General features: G+C 61.5%; 16 protein-coding genes. 13 read left to right on the forward strand and 3 right to left on the reverse strand.

Annotation, left to right across the window (positions count from 1 at the left end; all coding sequences use genetic code 11):
• Positions 1-147 precede the first annotated feature (147 nt).
• Positions 148-1884 (forward strand): IlvD/Edd family dehydratase, encoded by a 1737-nt coding sequence (locus AB1J88_RS08930; RefSeq protein ID WP_115984925.1) that lies wholly within the window; start codon positions 148-150, stop codon positions 1882-1884.
• A 156-nt stretch (positions 1885-2040) separates the two neighbouring features.
• A complete protein-coding gene (locus AB1J88_RS08935) occupies positions 2041-2760 on the forward strand; it encodes a FadR/GntR family transcriptional regulator (protein ID WP_007917986.1) in 720 nt (239 codons plus the stop codon).
• A gap of 175 nt (positions 2761-2935) precedes the next feature.
• Here AB1J88_RS08935 and AB1J88_RS08940 read toward each other — a convergent pair whose 3' ends face one another.
• Complete coding sequence (locus tag AB1J88_RS08940; protein ID WP_086790937.1) at positions 2936-5320, reverse strand: efflux RND transporter permease subunit; 2385 nt, start codon at positions 5318-5320, stop codon at positions 2936-2938.
• Positions 5317-6360 (reverse strand): WD40/YVTN/BNR-like repeat-containing protein, encoded by a 1044-nt coding sequence (locus AB1J88_RS08945; RefSeq protein ID WP_430290857.1) that lies wholly within the window; start codon positions 6358-6360, stop codon positions 5317-5319. The genes AB1J88_RS08940 and AB1J88_RS08945 overlap by 4 nt, the downstream gene beginning before the upstream one ends.
• 448 nt (positions 6361-6808) lie before the next feature.
• On the opposite strand from AB1J88_RS08945, the gene AB1J88_RS08950 reads away from it, so the two are divergent.
• The 7 genes from AB1J88_RS08950 to AB1J88_RS08980 all read left to right on the forward strand — a co-directional run bounded on the left by AB1J88_RS08950 (position 6809) and on the right by AB1J88_RS08980 (position 12213).
• A complete protein-coding gene (locus AB1J88_RS08950) occupies positions 6809-7399 on the forward strand; it encodes an amino acid synthesis family protein (protein ID WP_430290858.1) in 591 nt (196 codons plus the stop codon).
• A gap of 31 nt (positions 7400-7430) precedes the next feature.
• Positions 7431-8264, forward strand: a complete 834-nt coding sequence (locus AB1J88_RS08955; protein ID WP_041062533.1) for an alpha/beta fold hydrolase — start codon at positions 7431-7433, stop codon at positions 8262-8264.
• Entirely contained in the window at positions 8261-9742 is a 1482-nt protein-coding gene (locus AB1J88_RS08960) for an aldehyde dehydrogenase (RefSeq protein ID WP_430290859.1), read from the forward strand. Before AB1J88_RS08955 ends, AB1J88_RS08960 begins: the two co-directional genes overlap by 4 nt.
• 12 nt (positions 9743-9754) lie before the next feature.
• Positions 9755-10240 carry a flavin reductase family protein gene (locus tag AB1J88_RS08965; protein WP_430290860.1) on the forward strand — a complete coding sequence of 162 codons (486 nt, stop codon included), beginning with the start codon at positions 9755-9757 and terminating at the stop codon, positions 10238-10240.
• A 207-nt stretch (positions 10241-10447) separates the two neighbouring features.
• A complete protein-coding gene (locus AB1J88_RS08970) occupies positions 10448-10837 on the forward strand; it encodes a carboxymuconolactone decarboxylase family protein (RefSeq protein WP_007968634.1) in 390 nt (129 codons plus the stop codon).
• 58 nt (positions 10838-10895) lie between these two features.
• Positions 10896-11648 (forward strand): GntR family transcriptional regulator, encoded by a 753-nt coding sequence (locus AB1J88_RS08975; RefSeq protein WP_108182462.1) that lies wholly within the window; start codon positions 10896-10898, stop codon positions 11646-11648.
• A 1-nt stretch (position 11649) separates the two neighbouring features.
• A complete protein-coding gene (locus tag AB1J88_RS08980) occupies positions 11650-12213 on the forward strand; it encodes an NUDIX hydrolase (RefSeq protein ID WP_041062549.1) in 564 nt (187 codons plus the stop codon).
• 100 nt (positions 12214-12313) lie between these two features.
• On the opposite strand, the gene AB1J88_RS08985 is transcribed toward AB1J88_RS08980, so the two are convergent.
• Positions 12314-12607 carry a DUF1330 domain-containing protein gene (locus AB1J88_RS08985; RefSeq protein ID WP_430290861.1) on the reverse strand — a complete coding sequence of 98 codons (294 nt, stop codon included), beginning with the start codon at positions 12605-12607 and terminating at the stop codon, positions 12314-12316.
• Positions 12608-12676: 69 nt separating this feature from the next.
• Between AB1J88_RS08985 and ribBA the strand changes: the two genes are divergently transcribed.
• The 4 genes from ribBA (at position 12677) to AB1J88_RS09005 (ending at position 16908) form a co-directional block, all read left to right on the forward strand.
• Complete coding sequence (gene ribBA, locus AB1J88_RS08990) at positions 12677-13786, forward strand: bifunctional 3,4-dihydroxy-2-butanone-4-phosphate synthase/GTP cyclohydrolase II (RefSeq protein ID WP_430290862.1); 1110 nt, start codon at positions 12677-12679, stop codon at positions 13784-13786.
• Positions 13787-14155: 369 nt separating this feature from the next.
• Positions 14156-15181 carry an ABC transporter substrate-binding protein gene (locus tag AB1J88_RS08995; protein ID WP_108182459.1) on the forward strand — a complete coding sequence of 342 codons (1026 nt, stop codon included), beginning with the start codon at positions 14156-14158 and terminating at the stop codon, positions 15179-15181.
• Positions 15178-16092 (forward strand): ABC transporter permease, encoded by a 915-nt coding sequence (locus AB1J88_RS09000; protein ID WP_430292678.1) that lies wholly within the window; start codon positions 15178-15180, stop codon positions 16090-16092. The genes AB1J88_RS08995 and AB1J88_RS09000 overlap by 4 nt, the downstream gene beginning before the upstream one ends.
• Positions 16093-16098: 6 nt before the next feature.
• A complete protein-coding gene (locus AB1J88_RS09005; protein WP_025111627.1) occupies positions 16099-16908 on the forward strand; it encodes an ABC transporter permease in 810 nt (269 codons plus the stop codon).
• Positions 16909-16920 lie beyond the last annotated feature (12 nt).

The raw sequence follows: 16920 nt of genomic DNA on the forward strand, positions 1-16920 counted from the left end.
CTCGCGAAAAATCGCCAGGGCCAATCCCTTCGTCGAAAACGACTATATAGTAATACTAATTACCCAACAACACTTCCAAAGCGGTGATTTTACGCTTATGTTTAGTCACGACTCGCAATCAATAGTCTTACAATAAGAGAATCGATCATGTCTGAGAAGAAACCCACCCTGCGCTCCGCCCAATGGTTTGGCACGGCCGACAAGAACGGCTTCATGTACCGCAGCTGGATGAAGAATCAGGGCATCGCCGACCACCAGTTCCACGGCAAGCCGATCATCGGCATCTGCAATACCTGGTCGGAACTGACCCCGTGCAACGCGCATTTCCGCCAGATTGCCGAGCACGTCAAACGCGGCGTGATCGAGGCCGGTGGCTTTCCGGTGGAATTCCCGGTGTTCTCCAATGGCGAGTCGAACCTGCGCCCCACCGCCATGCTCACCCGCAACCTGGCGAGCATGGACGTCGAAGAAGCGATTCGCGGCAACCCGATTGACGGCGTGGTGCTGCTGACCGGCTGCGACAAGACCACCCCGGCGCTGCTGATGGGCGCGGCCAGTTGCGATGTGCCGGCGATCGTCGTCACCGGCGGGCCGATGCTCAACGGCAAGCACAAGGGCAAGGACATCGGTTCCGGCACGGTGGTGTGGCAGCTCAGCGAGCAGGTCAAGGCCGGCACCATCACCATTGACGATTTCCTCGCCGCCGAGGGCGGCATGTCGCGCTCGGCGGGCACCTGCAACACCATGGGCACCGCGTCGACCATGGCTTGCATGGCCGAAGCACTGGGCACGTCGTTGCCGCACAACGCGGCGATTCCGGCAGTCGATGCGCGGCGTTATGTGCTGGCGCACATGTCCGGCATGCGCGCAGTGGAGATGGTGCGCGAAGATTTGCGCCTGTCGAAGATCCTGACCAAGGAAGCCTTTGAAAACGCCATTCGGGTCAACGCGGCGATCGGTGGTTCGACCAACGCGGTGATCCACTTGAAAGCCATCGCCGGTCGCATCGGCGTCGAACTGGATCTGGACGACTGGACCCGCATCGGCCGTGGCATGCCGACCATCGTCGATCTGCAACCGTCCGGGCGTTTCCTGATGGAAGAGTTTTATTACGCCGGAGGCTTGCCGGCGGTGCTGCGCCGTCTCGGCGAGGCCAATCTGATCCCCAATCCGGATGCCCTCACCGTCAACGGTAAATCGCTGGGCGAGAACACCAAGGACGCGCCGATCTACGGCGAGGACGAAGTGATCCGCACCCTCGACAATCCGATCCGCGCTGACGGCGGTATCTGCGTGCTGCGCGGCAACCTGGCGCCGCTGGGAGCGGTACTCAAGCCGTCCGCCGCGACCCCGGAATTGATGCAGCATCGCGGTCGTGCGGTGGTCTTCGAGAACTTCGACATGTACAAGGCGCGGATCAACGACCCGGAGCTGGATGTCGATAAAGACTCGATTCTGGTGATGAAAAACTGCGGGCCGAAGGGTTATCCGGGCATGGCCGAGGTGGGCAACATGGGCTTGCCGGCCAAGCTGCTGGCCCAGGGCGTGACCGATATGGTGCGCATCTCGGATGCACGGATGAGCGGCACGGCGTACGGCACCGTGGTTTTGCACGTTGCCCCGGAAGCCGCTGCCGGTGGGCCGTTGGCGGTGGTGCAGGAAGGCGACTGGATCGAGCTCGATTGCGCCAGCGGGCGTTTGCACCTGGACATTCCGGATGCCGAACTGGCAGCGCGCATGGCCGATCTGCAGCCACCGCAGCAGCTACTGGTCGGCGGCTATCGTCAGCTGTACATCGACCATGTGCTGCAGGCGGATCAGGGTTGTGACTTTGACTTCCTGGTGGGTTGCCGAGGGGCCGAAGTGCCGCGCCATTCTCATTAAGATCAAAAGATCGCAGCCTGCGGCAGCTCCTACCTTGGAATGCATTTCCCTGTAGGAGCTGCCGCAGGCTGCGATCTTTTCAAGGGCTGGATCGCCCACCGCCCGTGCCTGCTATGATGCGCGGCATCTCCATCGCTCAGGATCGCGCCGTTCCCCATGGATTACCGCAAACCCTCCGACCGTAAAAGCATGCACTCGCGCATTGTCCAGGAACTGGGCATGCAGATCGTCTCCGGACGCTTTTTGCCCGACGACAAACTGCCCGCCGAAGCACTGCTGTGCGAGGAATACGCGGTCAGCCGCCCGGTGTTGCGCGAAGCCACGCGAGTGCTGGTGGCCAAGGGGCTGGTGTACTCCAAACCACGCGTCGGCACGGTGGTCAAGGCCCGTCGCGAATGGCACATGCTCGACCCGGACGTGCTGCACTGGCTGATGCAAAGCAGTCCGCAGAATGAATTCTTCAATGTGCTGACCAGCGTGCGCAGCATCATCGAACCGGCCGCTGCCGCCCTCGCCGCCCAGCACGCGACCGAGGCCGACATCGCCGCCATCGGCGAGGCCTATCAACGCATGGAAGCCGCGCCGACGCCGGAGGCCTTGCTGCAACCGGACCTGGACTTCCATAGCCGGATTGCCGATGCGACGCACAACGATTTGCTGGCGAACCTGTGCAACATGCTTTCGGTGGCGATTGCCGAGGCGTTGAAGCATTCCAACCAGCGGCCGAATCTGCATGAACTGGCGTTGCCGCGGCACAAGGCGATTCTCACCGCGATCGAGAACCGTGATGCCCTTGGCGCCCGCCACGCGACGCTGGTTCAACTGGATGATGCGCGCAGTGCGTTGAGTGTTGTGCTGGGTACCGAGCTTTCCTGAAGCAAAGTCAAAAGATCGCAGCCTTCGGCAGCTCCTACAGGGATCGTGTGCACTGGTGAATGTCGAGTGTACTTGTGCCCATTGCAGGAGCTGCCGAAGGCTGCGATCTTTTGATCTTGACCTACAAAAAAGCCGCAACCCTGAGGTTGCGGCTTTGTCGTTTCAGGCGTCCGGATCAGTGAGCAAACAGCGAATTGCCCTTCTGCCCCGCCAGTTTCTCCGGCTTGATCAGGAACTTGGCCAGGGCCGGCAACAGCCACAGCGCACCGAACATGTTCCACAGCAACATGAAGGTCAGCATCAGGCCCATGTCGGCCTGGAACTTGATTGCCGAGAAGATCCAGGTGCACACGCCGATGGCCAGGCACAGGCCGGTGAACAGCACCGCTTTACCGGTGGATTTCAGGGTCTGGTAATAGGCTTCCTGCAAGGGCAGACCGGCGCGCAGGAAACTCTCCAGACGGCTGTAGATGTAGATGCCGTAGTCCACGCCAATCCCCACGCCCAGTGCCACCACCGGCAGGGTCGCGACTTTGACGCCGATTCCCATGAACGCCATCAGCGCGTTGCCCAGCACCGAGGTCAGCACCAGCGGCAGGACGATGCACAGGGTCGCCGCCCATGAACGGAAGGTGATCATGCACATCACCGCCACGCAGATGTACACCAGGATCAGGATGGTCAGTTCGGCCTGTTTGATCACCTCGTTGGTGGCCGCTTCGATCCCGGCGTTACCGGCGGCGAGGATGAATTCCAGGCCGTCCTTGTTGTTGGCCTTGGCGAATTCCTGCACCGCATGCACCGCACGGTCGAGGGTTTCGGCCTTGTGGTCGTTGAGGAAGATCAGCACCGGCGCCAGCGAACAGCTGTTGTTGTACAGGCCGTCGGCACGGGCGATCGAGTTGTTCAGCACGTCCGGGTTGCGCGACAGGGTTTCCCATTTCAGGTTGCCCTCGTTCATGCCCTTGATCATCTGTTTGGACACGGTCACCAGCGAGATCGCCGACTGCACGCCCTCGGTGTTCTGCATCTTCCACATCAGTTCGTCGATCGGCGCCATCGCTTCGTAGCGCGAGCAGCCCTCGGTGGCGGTCTTGACCATCACCACCAGCACGTCGGAACTGGTGGAATAGTTGTTGATGATGAAGTTGTTATCCTTGTTGTAGCGCGAGTCCGGACGCAGCTCCGGCGCGCCCTGGTCGAGGTCGCCGATCTTCAGGTTCTGGCTGTACCAGAGGCCGCCGCCGAAGGCGAGCAGCGCCAGAGCAATCGAAACCGGGGCGACTTTCGGGCTGGCGAAATTCGACAGCAGGCGCCAGAACGGATGTTCGCGATTCGCGTCCTTCTTGCTCTTGGCAATCGCACGCTTGCTGATGCCGACATAGGAAATCGCCACCGGCAGCAGGATCAGGTTGGTGAACACGATGACCGCCACGCCGATGGACGCGCCGATCGCCAGCTCGCGGATCACTCCGATGTCGATGATCAGCAGGGTGATGAAGCCCACCGCATCCGCGAGAATCGCGATCATCCCCGGCAGGAACAGTTGCCGGAACGTGCGCCGCGCGGCAGTCAGGGCGTTGTCCGCCTCACTCGACTGCAGGGCGATGCCGTTGATCTTCTGCACGCCGTGGGAAATGCCGATGGCGAAGATCAGGAACGGCACCAGCATCGAATACGGATCCAGCCCGAAACCGAAGAAGTGCATCAGCCCGAGTTGCCAGACCACCGCCACCAGCGTGGTGCTCAATACCGCAATGGTGCTGCGCAGGCAGTTGGTGAACCACAGCAGCAGAATCAGGGTGATGACGAACGCGATGCCGAAGAACATCACCACCATCACCAGACCGTCGATCAGGTCACCGACCTTCTTGGCGAAACCGACGATGTGGATCTTGACGTTGGGGTTCTGTGCTTCGAACTTGTTGCGGATCTTGTCTTCGAGCTCATGGGAGAACTGGCGGTAGTCCAGCGCCAGCAGCTTGCCCTGATCCTGCGGGTCCGGGTAGGACTCCAGCAGCGGGATGTCGACGATGCTCGATTTGAAGTCGTTGGCCACCAGGCGCCCGACCTGCCCGGATTTGAGGACGTTGTTGCGCAGCATGTCGAGGCTGTCCGGCGAGCCGTCGTAGCTCTGCGGGATCACTTCGCCGCCGGCAAAGCCTTCTTCGGTGACTTCGGTCCAGCGTACGCTCGGACTCCACAGCGACTTGAGGCCGGAGCGGTCGACGCCGGAGATGTAGAACACCTCGTCGTTGATCTGGCGCAGGGTCTCCATGTACTCCTTGGAGAAGATGTCGCCGTCTTTGGCTTCCACCGAAATCCGTACGGTGTTGCCCAGGTTCGCCAGATCGTTGCGGTGCTCCATCATCTTCTCGATGAACGGATGCTTGAGCGGGATCATTTTTTCGAAACTGGTGGACGGCCGGATCAGCGTGGCCTGCCAGAACAGGAAAATGCTGACCACCAGGCAGATCAGGATCACGGCCGGGCGGTTGTTGAAAATCAGACGTTCGAGGAACGTCGCCTTGTCCTGATGATGAGTGCTCAAGGAAGTCATAGCCCCGCCTTCTTATTATTGATTTCGGCGCCGTTGGGCTGCGTGGTGTGCACGCCGCCCTGCCCGGTCAGAATCAGATTGCCGTCGCCGGCCGCTGTCACCGAGGACAGCGAAATGCGGTCCGGGCGGTTGAACACGCTGAAGGTTTCGCCGTTGTCGCTGCTGCTGATCACCGAGCCGCCGTTGCCGACGATCACGATCGAGCCATCCGCGAGCAGCGTGGCGCCGGACAGGCCGAACTCCAGCGCACCACGCGCGGCTTTGAGTTCGACCTGCTGCCAGGTGCTGCCGAAATCGCTGGAACGATAGAGGTTGCCGCGCAGGCCGTAGGCCAACAAGGTCTGCGCCTGGGCGGTGCCGATCACGCCGAACAGCGAGCCTTGATATGGGCCCTGGAGTTTTTCCCAGGTCTGGCCCCAGTCCGGGGAGCGGAACATGCTGCCCTGCTCGCCGACGATGAACAGCCCGGCGTCCTTGACCGCCGCGATGGCGTTGAGGTGGAACTGGTCCTGGTTGTCGAGGCGGTCACTGACGTCCTGCCAGTTCTTGCCGCCGTCGGTGGTTTCCAGCAAGGCACCGTAGGCGCCTACGGCGACGCCGTGGTTGACTTCCTGGAACCAGACGTCGAGCAGCGGTGCTTCGCGCTTGAGGTCTTCGAACTGTTTGCTCCAGGTCAGGCCGCCGTCAGCGCTGGCGAGGATCTGCGCGTCGTGGCCGACCGCCCAGCCGTGCTTGTCGTCGACGAAGTACACCGCCGTCAGCAGTTGCCGGGTCGGCACCTTGGCCTGGGTCCAGGTCTTGCCCTGGTCATCGGAATAGAGAATGTGCCCGCGATCACCCACCGCCACCAACCGGGTGCCGGCGTGGACAACATCGAGTATCAGGCTTTTGGCGGCTTTGGCCGATTCGGTGGCATACACCCCGTCGGCGGGCGCTTCGGCGGCCAGAACGGGTGCCGACAAGGCAGCACAGCCCAGCAGTGTGAGTGCTGTGGCCAGCAACGCGGTGTTGCGTAACGCCGGCGGGCGGCAACGACTCATAGACCTTCCCCTATTTATTATTGTTAGGCCATTGGGCCTTAGGGCGCCGCAAGGGTGCTCGTGGTGACTGATGGGTCACAAGCATAGCCGTGAAACCCGCAGTCCAGAGCGCCTTGGGAAGCTGGCTCATCCTATCGGGCTTTGGAAACGTCTGACAATCGGCGCCACGTTATCTTTTGTTAACCAAATGACCCGACACAACCCCCTGTAGGAGCTGCGGCACGCTGCGATCTTTTGATCCGGTTTTTTAAAAACAAGATCAAAAGATCGCAGCGTGCCGCAGCTCCTACATCGATATCGCGTCGTGGCGGATTGATGAGGATGGCAGGCGAATACACCGCCATTCGCCGGATCGATGCGGCAAATCTTGCGTGGGGGACTTGCACGATCGGTATTATGGTATACCATCAGACGCACAGACACTCTCAATTCCCCTACGGAGCAGCTCATGAGTTTCGAAATTCGCAAGATCGTCAGCTATGTCGAAGAAACCTTCATCGAAGGCGGCAAGACCACTGACAAGCCAGTGACCATGGTTGGCCTGGCCGTGGTGATGAAGAACCCGTGGGTCGGCAACGGCTTCGTCGAGGACCTGAAACCGCAAATCCGCGCCAACTGCTCCGACCTCGGCGCAATGATGGTCGAGCGTCTGGTGGGCATCATCGGCGGTGCCGAGAAGATCGAGGCTTACGGTAAAGCCGCAGTGGTCGGCGCCGACGGCGAAATCGAACACGCCTCGGCGGTGATCCACACCCTGCGCTTCGGCAACCACTACCGCGAAGCGGTCAAGGCCAAGAGCTACCTGAGCTTCACCAACAAGCGCGGCGGCCCGGGCACGTCGATCCAGATCCCGATGATGCACAAGGACGACGAAGGTCTGCGCTCGCACTACATCACCCTGGAAATGCAGATCGAAGACGCGCCGCGTGCCGACGAAATCGTGGTGGTGCTCGGTTGCGCCGACGGTGGTCGCCTGCACCCGCGCATCGGCAACCGCTACATCGATCTGGAAGAACTGGCCGCCGAAAAAGCCCAGTAATCACAATAAAAAGGCATTGCAGGAGCGCTCCATGATTCGGCTCACCGCTGAACTCACCCCGGCTGGCACCAGTTACCTGGCGACCGGCCAAGGCCAGCCCGTGGTCTTGATCCACGGCGTGGGCCTGAATAAAGAAATGTGGGGCGGCCAGATCGTTGGCCTGTCTGCCCAATACCAGGTGATCGCCTACGACATGCTCGGCCATGGCGCCAGCCCGCGCCCGGCCAGCGGCACCGGCCTGCTCGGTTATGCCGATCAGTTGCTGGAACTGCTCGATCACTTGAATCTGCCCCAGGCAGCGGTGATCGGTTTCTCCATGGGTGGCCTGGTGGCGCGGGCGTTTGCCCTGCATTACCCGGAGCGCCTGCAAAGCCTGGTGGTGCTCAACAGCGTGTTCAACCGCAGCGAAGAACAACGCGCCGGGGTCATCGCCCGCACCGCGCAGGCCGCCGAACACGGGCCGGACGCCAATGCCGAAGCGGCGCTGTCGCGCTGGTTCAGCCGCGAATATCAGGCGGCGAACCCGGCGCAGATCGCGGCCATTCGTCAGACCCTGGCCGGCAACGACCCGCAGGGTTATCTGACTACCTATGAATTGTTCGCCACTCAGGACATGTACCGCGCCGACGACCTCGGCAGTATTCAGGCGCCGACGCTGATCGCCACCGGCGAATTGGACCCCGGTTCCACCCCGGAAATGGCCGAGCAACTGGCCCGGCGCATCCCCGGTGCGAAGGTTGCGGTACTGCCCGAGCAACGGCATATGATGCCGGTAGAGTCGCCGCGCCTGGTCAACCAGACGTTGCTGGAATTTCTCGACTACGCACACGCCCGACAAAACCCTATAAAGGGGATCGTTGCATGACACTCCAACGCTTCCAGATGTGCATCGGCGGAGAATGGGTCGACGCCCTCTCCGGCAAGACTTTCGAAAGCCTCAACCCGGCCAGCGCGCAAGCCTGGGCCGAACTGCCTGACGCCGATGAAGCCGATGTCGAACGCGCCGTGCAAGCGGCGCAGACTGCCTTCGACAGCCCGGCCTGGCGCGGCCTCACCGCCACCGCACGCGGCAAACTGCTGCGGCGTCTCGGTGACCTGATCGCGGAAAACAAGGAACAACTGGCGCAGCTGGAAAGCCGCGACAATGGCAAACTGATCCGCGAAACCCGTGGTCAGGTCGGTTATCTGCCGGAGTTCTTCCACTACACCGCAGGTCTGGCCGACAAGCTCGAAGGCGGCACCCTGCCGCTGGACAAGCCCGACCTGTTTGCCTACACCGTGCACGAAGCGATGGGCGTGGTCGCCGCGATCATTCCCTGGAACAGCCCGCTGTACCTGACCGCGATCAAACTGGCGCCGGCCCTCGCCGCCGGCAACACGATTGTGATCAAGCCGTCCGAGCACGCTTCGGCAACCATCCTTGAGCTGGCGCGACTGGCGCTGGAAGCCGGAATTCCACCGGGCGTGGTCAACGTTGTCACCGGTTACGGCCCGAGCACCGGCGCCGCCCTCACCCGCCATCCGCTGATCCGCAAGATCGCCTTCACCGGCGGCGCGGCCACGGCCCGACACGTGGTGCGCAGCAGCGCCGAGAACTTCGCCAAGCTGTCGCTGGAACTGGGTGGCAAATCGCCGAACATCATCTTCGCCGACGCCGATCTGGACAGCGCGATCAACGGCGCCATCGCCGGGATCTACGCCGCCTCGGGCCAGAGCTGCGTTTCCGGTTCGCGCCTGCTGGTGCAGGACGAAATCTATGACGAGTTCGTCAACCGCCTGGTGGAACGCGCCCGGCGCATCCGCATCGGCAACCCGCAGGAAGACCACAGCGAAATGGGCCCGATGGCCACCGCGCAGCAATTGGCAGTGGTCGAAGGTCTGGTGGCTGACGCTATTGCTGAAGGCGCGCGGTTGCGCACCGGCGGCAAGCGTCCGGCCGGCCTCGGTGACGGCTGGTTCTACGAGCCGACGCTGTTCGAGTGCGGCCGCAACTCGATGAAGATCATGCAGGAAGAAGTCTTCGGCCCGGTGGCATCGGTGATTCGCTTCAAAGATGAAGCCGAGGCGCTGGCAATCGCCAACGACTCGCAGTTCGGCCTCGCCGCCGGCATCTGGACCCGTGATCTGGGCCGCGCCCATCGTCTGGCCCGGGACGTGCGCTCAGGGATCATCTGGGTCAACACCTACCGCGCGGTATCGGCGATGGCGCCTATTGGCGGCTTCAAGAACAGTGGCTATGGACGCGAAAGCGGCATCGATTCGGTGCTGGCCTACACCGAACTGAAAACGGTGTGGATCAATCTCTCTCAGGCCCCGATGCCTGACCCGTTTGTGATGCGCTAGGAGTCCTGCGACATGATCGAACCCGGCATTTACAAAGACGTCATGAGCTCGTTTCCGTCCGGGGTCACGGTGGTCACCACCCTCGACCCGGAGGGCGCCATCGTCGGCATCACCGCCAGCGCCTTCAGTGCGCTGTCGATTGACCCGGCGCTGGTGCTGTTCTGCCCCAACTACGCCTCTGACACCTACCCGGTGCTGCGCGACAGCCAGAAATTCGCGATCCATTTGCTGTCCGCCGAGCAGACCGCTGAAGCCTACGCCTTCGCCGGTAAAGGCAAGGACAAGGCCAAAGACATCCAGTGGCATTTGAGCGAACTGGGTAACCCGATCCTCGCCAAGGCCACGGCGATCATTGAGTGCGAGTTGTGGCGTGAATACGACGGTGGTGATCACGCGATCATTGTCGGCGCGGTGAAGAACCTGATCCTGCCCGCGCAACCGGTGACGCCGATGATTTATCACAAAGGCAAGCTCGGGCCGTTGCCGACCCTGGCCTGATGGATACATAGGTCCCACTTTGGAACTGCCCATTGTGGTGAGGGGATTTATCCCCGATGGGGTGCGAAGCGCCCCCACAACCTGCACCCGCGTTTTTCCAGAAACACCGCGTGCAATGGTTTACGACTGCTCCGCAGCCGATCGGGGATAAATCCCCTCACCACAGGGTTCATTCCAGCAAAGGGATATGTGGTGCGAGGAGGAATGATGAGTAACGAAAAATACGAAAAGGGCCTGAAAATCCGCACCCAGGTACTGGGCGAAGCCTACGTGCAGCGCTCGATCGAGAACGCCGACGACTTCACCCGCCCGCTGCAGGAAATGGTCACCGAATACTGCTGGGGTCATGTCTGGGGCCGTGAGGGTTTGTCGCTCAAGGAGCGCAGCATGATCAACCTGGCGATGATCTCGGCGCTCAACCGTCCGCACGAACTCAAGCTGCATGTGCGCGGCGCCTTGCGTAACGGCCTGAGTCGTGAGCAAATACGCGAAATTCTGCTTCAGGTCGGTATTTATTGCGGCGTCCCGGCAGCCGTGGACAGTTTCCGGCTCGCCCGTGAAGCCTTCGCCGAAGCCGACGCCGAGGCCTCCAGTTAACCCCTCGGCTGTTTAGATGCCCGTCTGGCATGGACAGCCAACTTAAAGAGCGGACCCCATGAAACGCCAGCCACTCGACGACAGCTTCAAGGTCAATCGCAACCCCGTTACCCTGCGCGAAATCGTGCTGGACAAACTGCGTAGCGCGATCATGAATTTCCAGCTCATGCCCGGCGATCGTCTGGTTGAGCGCGATCTGTGCGATCGCCTCGGTGTCAGTCGCACGTCGGTGCGCGAAGCCTTGCGTCACCTGGAGTCCGAAGGCCTGGTCGAATTCGCCGATGCCAAAGGCCCGCGCGTAGCGATCATCACCCTCGCCGATGCAGTCGACATCTATGAACTGCGCTGCGTGCTCGAAGGCCTGATCGTCCAGCTGTTCACCCTGCGCGCCAAGGCCAAGGACATCAAGGCCCTGGAAAAAGCCCTCGACGAGAACCGCAAGGCACTCAAGGACGGCGAACTGCAACAGGTGATCGACTCGGTGCAGGGCTTCTACGACGTGCTGCTCGAAGGCTCGGGCAACCATGTCGCGGCCACGCAGCTGCGCCAGTTGCAGGCGCGCATCAGCTACCTGCGGGCGACCTCGGTGTCCCAGGAAAACCGGCGCGGCGCGAGTAATCACGAAATGGAAAAAATGGTCGAGGCGATCAAGAGCGGTGATCCGCTGGCGGCGCATCAGGCCTGCGTCGATCACGTGCGTGCGGCGGCTGCCGTGGCCCTCGATTATCTGAAGCGCAAACAGGAAGAGACCGGCGCCACGCCAACGATCACCCTGCCCATCGCGCTGAAAGAACCGCGCATAGGTCACTGACATGTTCAGCCCGAGCTTTTGCCCGAAATGCGGTGGCCCTGACCTCGGTCAGCAGGTACCGCCGGGCGATACGCACGAGCGCCTGATGTGCCGCGGCTGCGGCTACATCCACTATGTGAACCCGAAAATCATCGCCGGCTGCATCATCGAGCAGGACGGCAAATACCTATTGTGCCAAAGGGCGATCCCGCCGCGCCCCGGCACCTGGACGCTGCCCGCCGGCTTCATGGAAAGCGGCGAAACCACCGAGCAGGCGGCGCTGCGCGAAGTCTGGGAAGAAAGCGGCGTACGTGCGGAAATCGTCTCGCCGTATTCGATCTTCAGCGTGCCGAAAATCAGCGAGGTATACATCATCTTCCGCGCGATCGCGCTGGAGATCACCGGGCAGTACGGACCCGAGACTCTCGACTACAAGTTCTTTGCCCCTGAAGACATTCCGTGGGAGCAGATCTACTACCCGGCGATCCGGCAGATCCTCGAGCGCTATATCGAGGAGCGTCAGGCCGGGGTGTATGGGATCTACATGGGCAATGATGACAGCGGCAAGATCCACTTTATCCGCTGATACCTCACCCCTGTAGGAGCTGCCGCAGGCTGCGATCTTTTGACTTTGATTTTAAAAAACAAGATCAAAAGATCGCAGCCTGCGGCAGCTCCTACAATGGCTACGGCGCCAGACCTTCGACGATAACGATCTCCGCCCGCGCCCATTCCTCGCGATAACGTTTCGCCTCCTGATACGCCGCCGAGTGGTAGCACGCCACGGCCTTCTCATAGCTCTCGAACTCGATCACCACGCTACGCTGAGGAGTAGCCCTGCCCTCCAGTGCTTCGCTGCGCCCGCCACGCGCTAAAAACTTCGCGCCGAATTCGGCGAACGCCTTCGGTGCGCGCTGGGTGTATTGGCTGTAGTGCTCGGCATCGTCGACATCCACGTGAGCAATCCAGTACGCCTTCATAGTGACCTCTTTGCTGATTCTGTATTATGGTATACCAATATTATTTGCAACCAACCCTGAGAGTCCAGCATGGCCTTCAACAGCATCGAAGAAATCCTCGAAGATTATCGCCTCGGCAAAATGGTCCTGCTGGTCGATGACGAAGATCGGGAAAACGAAGGCGACCTGCTGCTGGCCGCCGACTGCTGCACGCCCGAGGCGATCAGCTTCATGGCCCGTGAAGCACGCGGGTTGATCTGCCTGACGTTGACCGACGAGCACTGCCAGCGCCTGGGCCTTGAGCAGATGGTCCCGAGCAATGGCAGCGTGTTCAGCACCGCGTTCACCGTGTCGATTGAAGCAGCGGTCGGCGTCACCACTGGCATTTCTGCGGCTGATCGCGCGCGCACAGTCGCGGCCGCTGTGGCCAAAGACGCCCGCGCTGAAGACCTGGTGCAGCCTGGGCACATCTTCCCGCTACGCGCCAAGGAAGGTGGGGTACTGACCCGTGCCGGCCACACCGAGGCCGGTTGCGATCTGGCGCGCCTCGCCGGTTTTACCGCGGCCTCGGTGATCGTCGAGGTGATGAACGACGACGGCACCATGGCCCGGCGTCCGGATCTGGAAGTATTCGCGCGCAAGCACGGGATCAAGATCGGCACCATTGCCGACCTGATCCACTACCGCCTGAGCACCGAACACACCATCGAGCGCATCGGCGAGCGGGAATTGCCGACGGTGCATGGCACGTTCCGTTTGATCACCTTCGAAGACCGCATCGAGGGCGGCGTGCACATGGCAATGGTCATGGGCGAATTGCGCCGCGAAGAGCCGACGCTGGTGCGCGTGCATGTGATCGATCCGCTGCGTGATCTGGTCGGCGCCGAGTACAGCGGGCCATCGAACTGGACGTTGTGGGCAGCGCTGCAACGGGTTGCGGCCGAGGGGCATGGCGTTGTGGTGGTGCTGGCCAATCATGAATCGTCACAGGCATTGCTTGAGCGCGTACCGCAACTGACTCAGCCGCCACGGCAGTTCAGTCGTTCGCAATCGCGGATTTACTCGGAGGTCGGCACCGGGGCGCAGATTCTGCAGAACCTCGGTGTCGGCAAACTGCGCCATCTTGGGCCGCCGCTGAAGTATGCGGGGCTGACCGGGTATGACCTGGAGGTGGTGGAGAGCATTCCGTTTACCGAATAACGCTCAGATCTGGAGATCCCCTGTGGCGAGGGGATTTAGCGAAACGTCGCACCGCCCCGATCGGCTGCGCAGCAGTCGTAAAACCAGATATTGCGATCAACCTGACACATCGCAATCGCTGATTTCAGGGGCCGCTTCGCGGCCCATCGGGGATAAATCCCCTCGCCACAAAACGCGGTTCACCCATTTCCCTGACAATAAACAACACGCGAGCAGATAACCGGTAAGGCAAAGTGCTTGCACAAAGTTTGGAATACCATAATATGATATTCCATAGACCGGACGACCTGAAAAACCGTCCAGCTACTGCTCCCGACAGGCGGGCAACAACGCAAGCCCGCTCAAAAACACAACAATGAGGGCGTAAAAATGGTGTTGAACAAAGCTGCAACCGCAATCCTTTTTGCGGGACTGCTGAGCGTGACCGGCCAGGCTGCAATGGCCGCCGAGAGTGTGAACTTTGTCAGCTGGGGCGGTAGCACCCAGGATGCGCAGAAACAGGCCTGGGCCGATCCGTTCAGCAAGGCCAGCGGCATCACCGTCGTGCAGGACGGCCCGACCGACTACGGCAAACTCAAGGCCATGGTCGAGAGCGGCAACGTGCAATGGGACGTGGTCGATGTCGAAGCCGACTTTGCCCTGCGCGCCGCTTCCGAAGGCCTGCTCGAACCCCTCGATTTCAACGTCATCCAGCGCGACAAGATCGACCCGCGTTTCGTCAGCGACTACGGCGTCGGCTCGTTCTTCTTCTCCTTCGTCCTCGGCTACAACGAGGGCAAGCTCGGCGCTGCCAAGCCGCAAGACTGGAGCGCCCTGTTCGACACCAAGACCTATCCCGGCAAACGCGCGCTCTATAAATGGCCAAGCCCCGGCGTGCTCGAACTGGCCCTGCTGGCCGACGGCGTAGCGGCTGACAAGCTCTACCCGCTGGATCTGGATCGCGCCTTCAAGAAACTCGACACCATCAAGAAAGACATCGTCTGGTGGGGCGGCGGCGCGCAGTCGCAACAACTGCTGGCCTCCGGTGAAGCGAGCATGGGCCAGTTCTGGAACGGCCGGATTCACGCCCTGCAGGAAGACGGCGCACCCGTCGGTGTGAGCTGGAAACAGAACCTGGTCATGGCCGACATCCTGGTGATTCCAAAGGGTTCGAAAAACAAGGACGCGGCGATGAAGTTCCTGGCCAACGCCAGCAGTGCCAAAGGCCAGGCCGACTTCTCCAACCTGACCGCCTACGCCCCGGTCAACGTCGACAGCGTGGCGCGCCTGGACTCGGTGCTGGCCCCGAACCTGCCGACGGCTTACGCCAAGGATCAAATCACGCTTGATTTCGCGTACTGGGCCAAGAACGGTCAAGCCATCGCGACACGGTGGAACGAATGGCTGGTCAAATGAAAATGGCGGCCACTGCGCCCCGTCCTGCAACGGTGACCGGGATCGCCACTGGCGCTGCCGGCTCGTCCCCCACCTTCAGACAACGCTGGAAAGGTGCCGGCAACCTGGTCCCGGCACTGCTGTTCCTCGGTTTGTTCTTTCTCGCGCCGTTGATTGGCCTGCTGTTGCGCGGCGTGCTCGAACCGACCCCCGGCCTTGGCAACTACGAACAACTGTTCGCCAACTCGGCGTATGCGCGGGTGCTGCTCAACACCTTTTCGGTGGCCGGGCTGGTGACGATTTTCAGCCTGTTGCTGGGCTTTCCACTGGCGTGGGCGATCACTCTGGTGCCGCGCGGCTGGGGCCGCTGGATCCTCAACATCGTGCTGCTGTCGATGTGGACCAGCCTGCTCGCCCGCACCTATTCGTGGCTGGTATTGCTGCAGGCCTCGGGGGTGATCAACAAGGCGCTGATGGCGCTGGGCATCATCGATCAGCCACTGGAAATGGTGCACAACCTCACCGGCGTGGTGATCGGCATGAGTTACATCATGATCCCGTTCATCGTCCTGCCGTTGCAGGCAACCATGCAGGCCATCGACCCGATGATCCTGCAGGCCGGCTCGATCTGTGGCGCCAGTCCCTGGACCAACTTCTTCCGGGTGTTCCTGCCGCTGTGCCGGCCGGGGCTGGCGTCCGGCGGGTTGATGGTGTTCGTGATGTCGCTCGGTTACTACGTCACCCCGGCGCTGCTCGGCGGGGCGCAGAACATGATGCTGCCGGAGTTCATCATTCAGCAGGTGCAATCGTTCCTCAACTGGGGCCTGGCCAGTGCCGGCGCCGCGTTGCTGATCGCGATCACGCTGGTGCTGTTCTACTTCTACCTGAAGCTTCAGCCGGAATCCCCGGTTGGCGCCAGCAACGCGAGGTAAACCGAGATGCTCCTGACTCCCAATGCCATGAGCCGGCGGATGCGTTTCGGCTTGTACGCCACCACCGGGTTGATCGGTCTGTTCCTGCTGTTGCCGATCGTGTTCATCGTCCTGCTGTCGTTCGGCTCGTCGCAGTGGCTGGTGTTCCCGCCGCCGGGCTGGACGCTGAAATGGTACGGCCAGTTCTTCTCCAACGCCGACTGGATGAACGCCGCGGCGGCCAGCCTCAAGGTTGCCGTGCTGACCACGATTTGCGCCGTGGCCCTCGGTCTGCCAACCGCGTTTGCTCTGGTGCGCGGGCGCTTCCCCGGTCGGGAAATGCTCTACGGCCTGTTCACCCTGCCGATGATCGTGCCGCTGGTGATCATCGCGGTGGCGGTGTACGCGCTGTTTCTCAAGCTCGGTTACACCGGGACCATGTTCGCCTTCGTGGTCAGCCATGTGATCGTCGCGCTGCCGTTCACCATCATCTCGATCATCAACTCGCTGAAGCTGTTCGATCAGTCGATTGAAGACGCGGCGGTAATCTGCGGCGCCTCACGCCTGCAAGCGGTGTTCAAGGTGACCTTTCCGGCGATTCGTCCGGGCATGGTCGCCGGCGCCCTCTTCGCCTTTCTGGTTTCGTGGGACGAAGTGGTGCTCAGCGTGATGATGGCCAGCCCGACCCTGCAAACCCTTCCCGTGAAAATGTGGACCACCCTGCGCCAGGACCTGACCCCGGTGATCGCCGTCGCTTCGACGCTGCTGATCGGCTTGTCGGTTTTGGTCATGGTCATCGCCGCCGCGCTGCGCCGGCGCAACGAAATCAGCGCCTGAGCGCCCAGGAGT

Source organism: Pseudomonas sp. S8 (assembly GCF_050473925.1).
GTDB lineage: Bacteria > Pseudomonadota > Gammaproteobacteria > Pseudomonadales > Pseudomonadaceae > Aquipseudomonas > Aquipseudomonas parakoreensis.